Annotated in this window: 7 protein-coding genes; 3 read left to right on the top strand and 4 right to left on the bottom strand. The window is 39.2% G+C overall.

Annotation, left to right across the window (positions count from 1 at the left end):
• Window positions 1-177: 177 nt before the first annotated feature.
• From iolB to iolC, 4 genes are read right to left on the bottom strand one after another with little or no spacing between them, the layout of a single operon-like run.
• Window positions 178-978 (bottom strand): 5-deoxy-glucuronate isomerase, encoded by an 801-nt coding sequence (iolB, locus tag AABE15_RS05410; RefSeq protein WP_338330265.1) that lies wholly within the window; start codon window positions 976-978, stop codon window positions 178-180.
• Window positions 979-991: 13 nt separating this feature from the next.
• On the bottom strand, window positions 992-1879 hold the full coding sequence (gene iolE, locus AABE15_RS05405; protein WP_338330264.1) for a myo-inosose-2 dehydratase: 888 nt from the start codon (window positions 1877-1879) through the stop codon (window positions 992-994).
• Window positions 1880-1890: 11 nt separating this feature from the next.
• Window positions 1891-3750 carry a 3D-(3,5/4)-trihydroxycyclohexane-1,2-dione acylhydrolase (decyclizing) gene (gene iolD / locus AABE15_RS05400; protein WP_338330263.1) on the bottom strand — a complete coding sequence of 620 codons (1860 nt, stop codon included), beginning with the start codon at window positions 3748-3750 and terminating at the stop codon, window positions 1891-1893.
• A gap of 32 nt (window positions 3751-3782) precedes the next feature.
• Window positions 3783-5687, bottom strand: a complete 1905-nt coding sequence (iolC, locus tag AABE15_RS05395) for a bifunctional 5-dehydro-2-deoxygluconokinase/5-dehydro-2-deoxyphosphogluconate aldolase (protein WP_338330262.1) — start codon at window positions 5685-5687, stop codon at window positions 3783-3785.
• A 530-nt stretch (window positions 5688-6217) separates the two neighbouring features.
• On the opposite strand from iolC, the gene AABE15_RS05390 reads away from it, so the two are divergent.
• The 3 genes from AABE15_RS05390 to AABE15_RS05380 form a co-directional block, all read left to right on the top strand.
• Entirely contained in the window at window positions 6218-7681 is a 1464-nt protein-coding gene (locus AABE15_RS05390) for a sugar porter family MFS transporter (RefSeq protein WP_338330261.1), read from the top strand.
• Between the two features lie 46 nt (window positions 7682-7727).
• The gene (locus tag AABE15_RS05385) at window positions 7728-8756 is read left to right on the top strand and encodes a Gfo/Idh/MocA family oxidoreductase (protein WP_338330260.1); all 1029 of its coding nucleotides are present in this window, start codon (window positions 7728-7730) and stop codon (window positions 8754-8756) included.
• 229 nt (window positions 8757-8985) lie between these two features.
• Window positions 8986-9732: MurR/RpiR family transcriptional regulator (locus AABE15_RS05380; RefSeq protein ID WP_338330259.1), on the top strand; the 747-nt coding region annotated here is incomplete at its 3' end.

The raw sequence follows: 9732 nt of genomic DNA, 5'->3' as shown, positions 1-9732 counted from the left end.
GCAATGTAATGCTTATAAAAGTTTCATGGTTACATTTAAGTAAATAATTTTGATTATAGATAGAAGGTGTATAAAAATTACGCAAAAATATTACAACTTTCGAGAAAAGCTAAGGATAATTTGTTTTAATAGTCCGTAGCTTTTTTCTTTAGAGAAAATTAGAAATACAAAACATAATTATCCAAACGCTAGGTCTAAAAAATCTGGACTTTGGCTAAATTTCCACTTCTTGGTTGGCCCAGCCATAACGTTTAGGTAATAAGAGTCGCATCCATGGGGAGCGCCCACGGGATGATATCCTTTAGGCACTATTACCGTTTCACCATCATAGACGGACATTGTTTCATCCAATAAACGATCATCGGTATAAACTCTTTGAAAAACGTAACCGTTTTTTCGTTTTACACGATGATAATAAATTTCTTCTAAATAAGTTTCCTTTCCTTCAATGGCTGTATCGTGTTTGTGAGGTGGATAGCTTGACCAATTTCCTCCAGGCGTGATGACTTCAACCACTAATAACGTTTCAGAAGCATCCGCATCTGTTAACATGTTATTGACGTATCGTACATTTGCACCGGTACCGCGCTTTAACGTCGTAATATCTTTGGCTTTAATAGCATAGGAATCACTCCCTTTTTTTGCGGGGGCTTGACATATTGCTAATTCTAGTGAGGTTTTTGCTTTTACTGTCCACTTTGTGCGAGGAGGTATATAAACAGCTGAAGGTTTACCATCAAAGGGTGACATACGTTCACCGAGAACTCCAAAGGTTTTTTGCTCATCAGAAATTTCAGCTTTACCTGAAATAATGACTAGACAAATTTCATTGTGAGTTCCTGGACGGCTTAATACTTGCTCTGGAAAAAGATGGGCCACTTCAAATCCGATATAATTCCAACCTGCACTTTCAGGAGTGATGCAAGAAACAATGCCTTCTGAATCAGGTTTTTTTGGTCGAACGAGTAGCTTACTCATTTGTGAAGACTCCTTAGGCTTTTAAGCCTGCTTTTTTTAGGGTTGAAATTAAATGATTGTACCCTTTTGTTACGTATTGTAAAGGGTTGGCTTTGTCAGGATCTTGCTCCGCTTCAATAACAATCCAGCCTGAGTAGTTTTGGAAAGATTTAAAGAAATTAACATAATCCACTGTTCCGTCTCCAGGTACAGTAAATACACCCCGTAAAACCCCATCAAGAAATGGCCAATTTTCTTTCCGTGCTTTCGTTAAAACCTCTTCACGAATATCTTTGGTGTGGATATGCGCAACGCGATCGGCATAATTATTGGCTAAACGTATAGGGTCGGCTCCACCCCAAGACGCATGTCCTGTATCCAGCAGTAAATAAACGGTTTCACTTGTTGAGTACATTAAGCGATCAATATCGTCTTCAGATTGAATAATTGTTCCCATATGATGATGAAAAGCGAGTTTTATTCCGTAATCAAGGGTTAATTTACTTAATTCATCGAGCTTTCTAAAGTATTCTGGCCACTCACTTCTCACCATGATGGGGCGGTGCGATAATCCTATATCCCTTCTTCCTTGAATGGTATTTGCCGTTTCCGCATATACAACACACTCACAATTCATAGCTTTTAACAAATCCAATTGCGCGCGCATTGCTTCGAATTCTTCTCGAGCAGTACGAAGAAGTAACGCTCCAGAAAACCACCAACTTGTTAAACTTAAATTATATTTTCCAAGAACTGCCTGCAGGGCATTGGCTTCTTTGGGAAATTTATTTCCCATTTCCATCCCTTGTATACCGATTTGGCTGGCTTCAGAAAGGCAAGTTTCTAATGGAATATGACCTCCCAACTCAGGCATGTCATCGTTAGACCAACAAATTGCGTGGGCACCTATACGTATAGTCATAGCATTATCCTTTAATTCCAGTGTCTTTGAGTTTTCTTGCTCTCTAAATAACGTTCATACGCTTCGTTGACTTTTGGCCTTTTTGAAACCTCTGGTACAGCGACATCCCACCAATAACCGCATTCTTCAGTCGTACTGATCGCTTCGGTATTAATGACAATGACGGTGGTACGATCGTTTTTTTCTGATTGTTTCAGAACCTTTTGCAGTTCAGCAATGGAAGCAACGGTATGGCTAATTGCTCCTAAGCTTTGTGCATGTTGTGCAAAATCAATATCAGGCAAGGTTTTGTGGTGGGTATCAATCAGCATATTGTTGAAAGGCTTCCCACCACATACTTGCTGCAAACGGTTAATACAACCGTAGCCTCGGTTATCTAAAAGAATGATGGTAATTTTAGTATCCAACATGATGGAGGTTACTATTTCTGAATTTAACATCATGTAAGAGCCGTCGCCTACCATCACGACGACATTGCGTTCTGGCTCTGCTAATTTAGCGCCAATTCCTCCGGCTATCTCATATCCCATACAAGAGAAACCATATTCCATATGGTAACCGCCACTTTGTTTAGCACGCCATAATTTTTGTAGCTCTCCTGGCAACCCTCCAGCTGCGCATAACAAGATAGTGTTATCGGGTGTTGAGCGCATAACCGCACCAATCACTTGCGCGTCACTCGGTAGTTTGTCAGCATTTTTGCTTGGTTCTGCCATGTAACGCTCTGCTGTTTTATACCATTTTGCCTTTAAATTGGTCGCTCGCTTCGTCCACGAAGACTCCGCTTTGTAATTTTCCAATTTTTCGCCAAGCAATTTAATCGCGACATTTGCATCGGCAACGATGGGGTGTGCCATATGCTTGGTGCCGTCGAAAGGCTGAACGTTAATGCTTATAATGTTAAGATTAGGATTATTAAACACAGCCCAGGATCCTGTCGTAAAATCTTGCAGGCGGGTACCAATCGCCAAAATAACATCGGCTTCGTTTGCTAGGGTGTTTGCGACAGCGGTTCCTGAGACACCGATACCCCCCATATTCATAGGGAATTGGTCAGGTAAAGCGGATTTGCCAGCATTGGTTTCGCCTGCTGGAATACCGTGTTTCCTTAAAAAAGTTTCAAGGTTTTTCTCTGCACCAGAATATGGTACGCCTCCTCCAATAATTGCTAGAGGTTTCTTTGCTTTTAAAAGAATATCCGCAGCGATATTCAGTTCTAGAGGATCAGGATAAGCACGGCGAATATAATGTATTTTTTCTTCAAAAAAACTTTTAGGGAAATCCCAAGCCATAGTCTGGACATCTTGGCATAAAGAGAGCGTTACTGGTCCACAATCTGTTGGATCCGTTAACACAGTAACTGCCCGTTGGAAAGCGGGTATAATGTGTTCAGGACGAGTAATGCGATCAAAATATCGAGAAACTGTTTTAAAACAATCATTTACTGTTGCGGTTCCGTCGCTAAAATCCTCCAATTGTTGTAATACAGGATCTGGCATACGAGTTGCAAATACGTCACCTGGTAAAAAGAGAATAGGCAGGCGATTAACGTGTGCTACACCCGCTGCGGTTACCATATTCAAAGCGCCAGGGCCAATAGAGGAGGTGCAGGCCATCATTTGCTTTCTACGCTTTCCTTTGGCAAAGGCAATAGCAGCATGGGCCATACTTTGTTCGTTTTGTCCTCTAAAGGTCGGAAAAGAGTCTTTAACGTCTTGTAAAGCTTCGCCTATTCCAGAAACGTTACCATGGCCAAAAATTGCCCATATGCCCGCAAATAGAGGTTGTACTGTTTTATCCTCTAGCCTTATTTTTTGTGCCATCATTGCTCTGACAAGCGCTTGTGCCATTGTTAGTCTAATGGTTTTCATGTCGTATGCTTTCAAAATATGTATCGTTACGTTTAGCTTGCAGCCTTGAGCCAAGCATTGACAAGAATCTGAAATGTGTTACCCATTTTTTCGATTGCTTCCTCATCGTTAATTTTTCCGCTAAACCACTGTCTTGCGGGTTCTCCAAAAATGGTTCTGCCAACCGCAAATCCTTTGACGTAGGGAATTTTGGCGGAAGTGGTAAAGGCATCGATAATGGTTTGCATGGATGAATCGAGTCCAAGGATTACAACACCTCGACAAAGAGGATCATTCTTCTCAATAACTGTATTAATCTGTTGCCAGGCATCTTGGTCTGCCTGCGGTTCCAGTTTCCACCAAGCAGGTTTTAACCCAGCATTATAAAGTTCCTGTAAGACAGTTGCGACGGTTGTTGAGGTAAGCAGACCATTTTTGCCACAAATAATTTCGATCAATAATTCTCTTTGTAGACGCTGGCAGGCATCATAGGCTCGAGATAATTCTCTGATCTGTTTTGACTTCAGCTCTTCTGAATCGTCTGGATGGAAAAAACACAGGCATTTAATGACATGTTGAGCAGGCCATGAAACCATTTGGGCCCCTAAACTCCCTTGACCATCAAAGTCAAGCGGTCGAGAACCTGGTAGTTCTATAGGACGTGAAATCCAAAGATTTTTATGAGAAGCTAAAAATAAAGCATCTTGTCCAAATTTTCCATCCATGAATACACCAAACCCAGGACGATTTTCGGCAACGCGCGCTGCAGCTTTAACGGTTAATACCTTAAATTGGCTAATTTTATCTACTGAAACACCGTACTCTTTTATCATATCTTCCAGTTGCATACGGTGGTCGCAAGCCAATGCCATGATAGGTGTAGGTTGGTGGGGACGTGTTGTTGCTTGGTGTAAATGCGTTAATTTTTCATCTTTTTGAATGGCATGATTATGGTCGTTTAACGCAAGAAAATACCGTAATTCTTCTGAAGTAGGATATTCTGGAGAGCATAACAATCGGGAAACAGCAAAGGCCCCACAGGCGTTTGCATAGGTGCAACACTTCGAAATTGGTTCATCTCTAAGCCAACCGCTTAAAAAGCCAGACATAAAAGCATCACCAGCCCCCAACGTATTGCAAACGGTAACTTTAAAACCAGTTCCTTTAATCCCTTGATCTAAACAGTCAGGGATTTCACTATCGAAAACAACACAGCCCATCGGTCCACGTTTGCATACGATGGTTGCGTTTGGCGCAATCTTACGAATATGTTTTATCGCTTGAATGGTATTTTCTAGGCCGCTCGCAATATGAATTTCTTCTTCAGTTCCGACGATTAAGTCACATTCTGGTAAGATACTTAATAGTTTTTCGGTTACCTGTTTGGCTTTTACATAGCGTGCTTCCCCATCACCAATTGATGCAACCCCCCACAAATTGGGTCGGTAATCCAGATCAATGATAACTTTGCCGTTTTTTTCACGCATTAATTTCATTGCGTTGCGTTGCGCTTTTTCGCTGTGAGGGCGTGAAAAATGTGTGCCAGTTACGACAATGGCTTTGGCACTTTTAATAAAATTAGGGTCAATATCGGTGGCATTTAGTGCAGAATCGGCACAATCGGTTCTATAAAAAAGAAGTGGAAATTGTTCAGAGTCGCGAATACCAAGAATGGCTAAAGCGGTCAATCGTTCAGGGTCTTGAACAATTCCATTTATGTTAACCCCCTCTCTTTTCATTTGTTCAATAATAAAATTGCCAAAATGATCTTTCCCTACCCGTGTAATAATGGCTGATTTTAGGCCTAAACGTGCAGTTCCAATAGCAATATTGGCTGGACAACCGCCTACGGCTTTATTGAATGATGAAGCATCCTCGAGACGACAGCCAATTTGTTGGGCATATAAATCGACAGAGGATCGACCTATGGTAATGACATCCAATTCGTCATTGAGCATGAAGCAATCTCCAACCTAAAAAAATTTAAAATAGAAAATTATTTTCAAAATACGACATGAATGATTATTTTAACAATGAAAAATTCATGATTTTGTGAATTTCACGAGATTGTGACTTAAAAGGGCATAAACAATATATTTTTTCTGTTGTGCGGGAGCTTTTTATCTGTAATCAAGAAAAAGTTACTACTTAAAAAAAATATTAGCAAATAATTAAGAAAAGTAAGCAATATTAGGATTTTTTGGAATTTTTTTTTCATAAAAAAAGATTTTTTTGTCTGACGTACACGATAAGTTTATCAAACTCCTTGTTTTATTGGGTTAAAAATCAGTGCATATTAATAGCAGGTGATTATGATCATTCTGTAAATAGAAATCCTGTTCCATAATTATTGTTGTTTAGAAGAGTTTCTATTGCCTAGACAATTCTATTTTAGACATGGTCATGGTTTGGTCATTTTTGGCATAAACTAGGAGCAGTTTTGGAAATTTATTTCTAAAACCACTCCTAGATAGAGGAGCTAGCGTTCATGTCGGATTCGAGAACGAATTTTATAACAAAGACAACGTTAATTGCGGCGTTTGGAGGATTATTATTTGGCTATGATACCTCGGTTATTTCTGGTGCTGTGGGTTCAATTGATCATCAATTGATAAAACCGTTAAACTTGGTTGGAAATTGGGAAGGTATTGTTTCCGGGTTTGTTATAGCCAGTGCATTGGTTGGCTGTATGATAGGCAGTCTACTAAGTGGAGTAGTCGCCGACTTTGCCGGGCGTAAAAGAGGGTTAATCATTTCTTCGTTTCTTTTCATTATTTCCGCATTAGGTTCTGCTTGGCCAGAATATGGATTAATTTATCCTCTGCATGATCCTGTTGCGATTGTATCGTCTTTTATTTTATATCGTATTATTTGTGGAGTGGGAGTAGGTTTGGCCTCAACGTTGGCACCTATGTATATTTCTGAGATTGCTCCTGCTGCCATTCTCGGAAGTTTGGTTATATACTATCAAATTACTATTGTGGGTGGACAAGCCGGGGTTTATTTCGTCAATTGGTTTATCGCAAGTTTAGGCAACCATGATTGGCTGATGACAACAGGCTGGCGCATCATGCTGGTTTCCGAAATTATCCCTGCTTTAATTTTCTATATTTTGTTGTTGCCCATGGTCGAAACGCCTCGCTGGTTAATGTTAAAAAACCGTGAAGAAGAAGCCATTGCTGTTTTATATAATATTTTTTCTAAAGAAGAAGCGCATAATACCCAAGATGAAATCAAGGAAAGTTTAAACCAAAATAAAGAGTTAGGACCTTTATTCCAATTTGGTTTGGCCGCTGTGTTGGTTGGCGTCATGGTCGGAGCTTTTCAACAATTGGTGGGTATTAATGCCGTAATGTACTATGCACCTGTAATGTTCACAAATATGGGTTTTGGTGAGCGTGCAGCTTTATTTCAAACTATTTTTGTGGGTATTGTCACGTTGGTCTTTGTTGCAATTGCGATGAAACTGGTTGACCGTGTAGGGAGGAAACCCTTACTTATTTTAGGAAGTTTATTGCAAGCGTTATGTATGCTGGGGTTAGCCTTAACGTTTATTTTCAAATTAAATGCTTTTATTGCTGTGTTCATGGTTTTAGCGTACTGCGCTAGTTTTTCTATTTCTTGGGGACCTTTAACGTGGGTACTACTTTCTGAGTTATTTCCCACTTCTATCAAAGGTCGTGCGATGAGCTTGGCCGTTTTTGTTGAGTGGACGGTTAATTTGATTGTTTCTTGGTCCTTTAAATTCATGGATGGTAATGATTTTTTGAATGTTCATTTTAACCATGGCTTTCCTTTCATTATTTTTGGCGTAATGGGAATTCTAGGAACTTTCTTTGTCATTTACTGTGTTCCAGAAACCAAAGGGCATAGTTTGGAAGCGATCCAACATCTCTGGATGCGCCGTAAAAATAAACACTATCCGGTTTCTGTAGATAGCGTTGCTCCATAATTAATAATGCTTACTAATTTTTACTGAATTTTACGAAAGTATTAAAATGTCTCAAAATATTAAAAAAGTAATTAATATTGGTGTTATCGGCACTGGTGCTATTGGTGAAGATCATATACGTCGATGTACCCAAACCTTAACAGGTGCAAAAATTGTTGCTGTCAACGACATTGATGCTGAGCGGGCAAAAAAAGCAGTTGCTCCTTATAATTCTGAGGCAAAAGTTTATACGAATGTCTATGAGCTTATTCACGCTTCTGATGTTGAGGTCGTCATGGTTACTTCGTGGGGACAAACCCATGCTGAATTTGTTTTAGAAGCAATTAAAGCTGGTAAATATGTTTTTTGTGAGAAACCTTTGGCAACCACTGCAGAAGATTGCAAGAAAATTGTTGATGCTGAACAAGCCGGTGGAAAACGCTTGGTTCAAGTAGGGTTTATGCGGCCTTACGACAGTGGATATCGTGAACTGCGGCGTGTGATTGAAGAAGGAAAAATTGGACAGCCTTTAATGATTCATGCTGCCCATAGAAATCCAAGGGTAGGTCCTAATTATGTGACAAGTATGGGCATTACGGATACGCTCATTCACGAATTGGACGTGCTTAGATGGCTTTTGGATGATGATTATGTGTCAGCACAAGTTATTTTTCCACGTCAAACACAGTGTACTCATGAAAAATTGCGCGATCCCCAGCTTGTGCTTCTAGAGACCAAATCGGGTATTCGTATTGATGTGGAAGTATTTGTCAATTGTCAATATGGCTACGATATACAATGTTCTGTCGTTGGTGAAAAGGGTATTGTAAGTTTACCAGAACCTTCTACCGTGACCCTACGTTCTGAAGCAAAATTATATAACACTATTTTGATGGATTGGAAAGATCGTTTTATTGAAGCATACGATGTCGAAATGCAAGATTTTATTAATGGGTGTTTAGCCAACAAATTAGCAGGACCCAGTTCCTGGAATGGTTATGTTGCGGCTGTGGCAGCAGAAGCTTGCATTAAATCACAGGAAACTGGAAAAGTTGAACCTATTACACTCCCAGTATGCCCAAACTTTTATAAATAGAGTTATGTATTAAATAATTTTATTAAAAAGCCTATAGTTTTATGATCACTTTAGGCTTTTTTCATGTCAACTTTTCAAATAGATTCGATACGGTATAAAATATAAAATTTGTTATTAAGTCAGTTTCCATTTAAATGAATGGGTAAGGACTCAATTGTCTTAAAATGGTTAATAATCCTTAAAAGTACGAGATTAATAGATAAATTCTTAATTATTGAATAGGATTTCTATGAAAAAAAATGTCAAGAGTTTCGAAAAAGATCAGAATACTACATTGGCAAAAAACTTTTATGAATTGCACCATCTCATTTTAGAAAAAAAACAGAAATTACCAAAACGGTTGATTCAAATTGCTGATTTTTTAGTTACCACACCTTCTTATACTATAGCTTTTGGAAAAATTACAAAATTGGCGGAAGCCGCTTCCGTTCCGCCTTCTGCTTTGGTTCGCTTTGCTAAAACAATGGGATACAGCGGTTTTTCGGAATTACAAAGTGTTTTTCGGGATCATGCAAGTCGTTTTTGGCCAGACTATTCGGAGCGTTTACAGACCCTCGAGCAGCAATCATCCTGTGATAATGTAGAAAATCCAAAGATTTTGCTAAGTGGTTTTGCGGAAGCTTCGCGTCAATCTTTAACTATATTAGAACAAAATATAAATTATAGTCAGCTTGAAGATATGATTAATTTTTTAGCTAAAGCAGATAATATTTGTTTGGTTGGAGCAGAACGCGTTTATTCAATTATTATATATATGGTTTATATTTTTCGTCGTTCTGGTATCAAATGTGACTATGCTAATGACGCCGGTGGATTCGCACGTAATCAAATAGAATTGCTTGATAAAAAGAAAGATGCGATATTGACCATTAGCTATGCTCCTTATGCATCTAAAACGTTAGAGCTTGTTTTTCATGCAGCGGGTTTAGGGATACCCATTGCTGTTATTACTGATGCGTCCTCTTCTCCATTTGTG

Source organism: Commensalibacter sp. Nvir, from assembly GCF_963921845.1.
Taxonomy (GTDB): Bacteria; Pseudomonadota; Alphaproteobacteria; order Acetobacterales; family Acetobacteraceae; genus Commensalibacter.
This window is presented reverse-complemented; position numbering and strand designations above follow the sequence as displayed.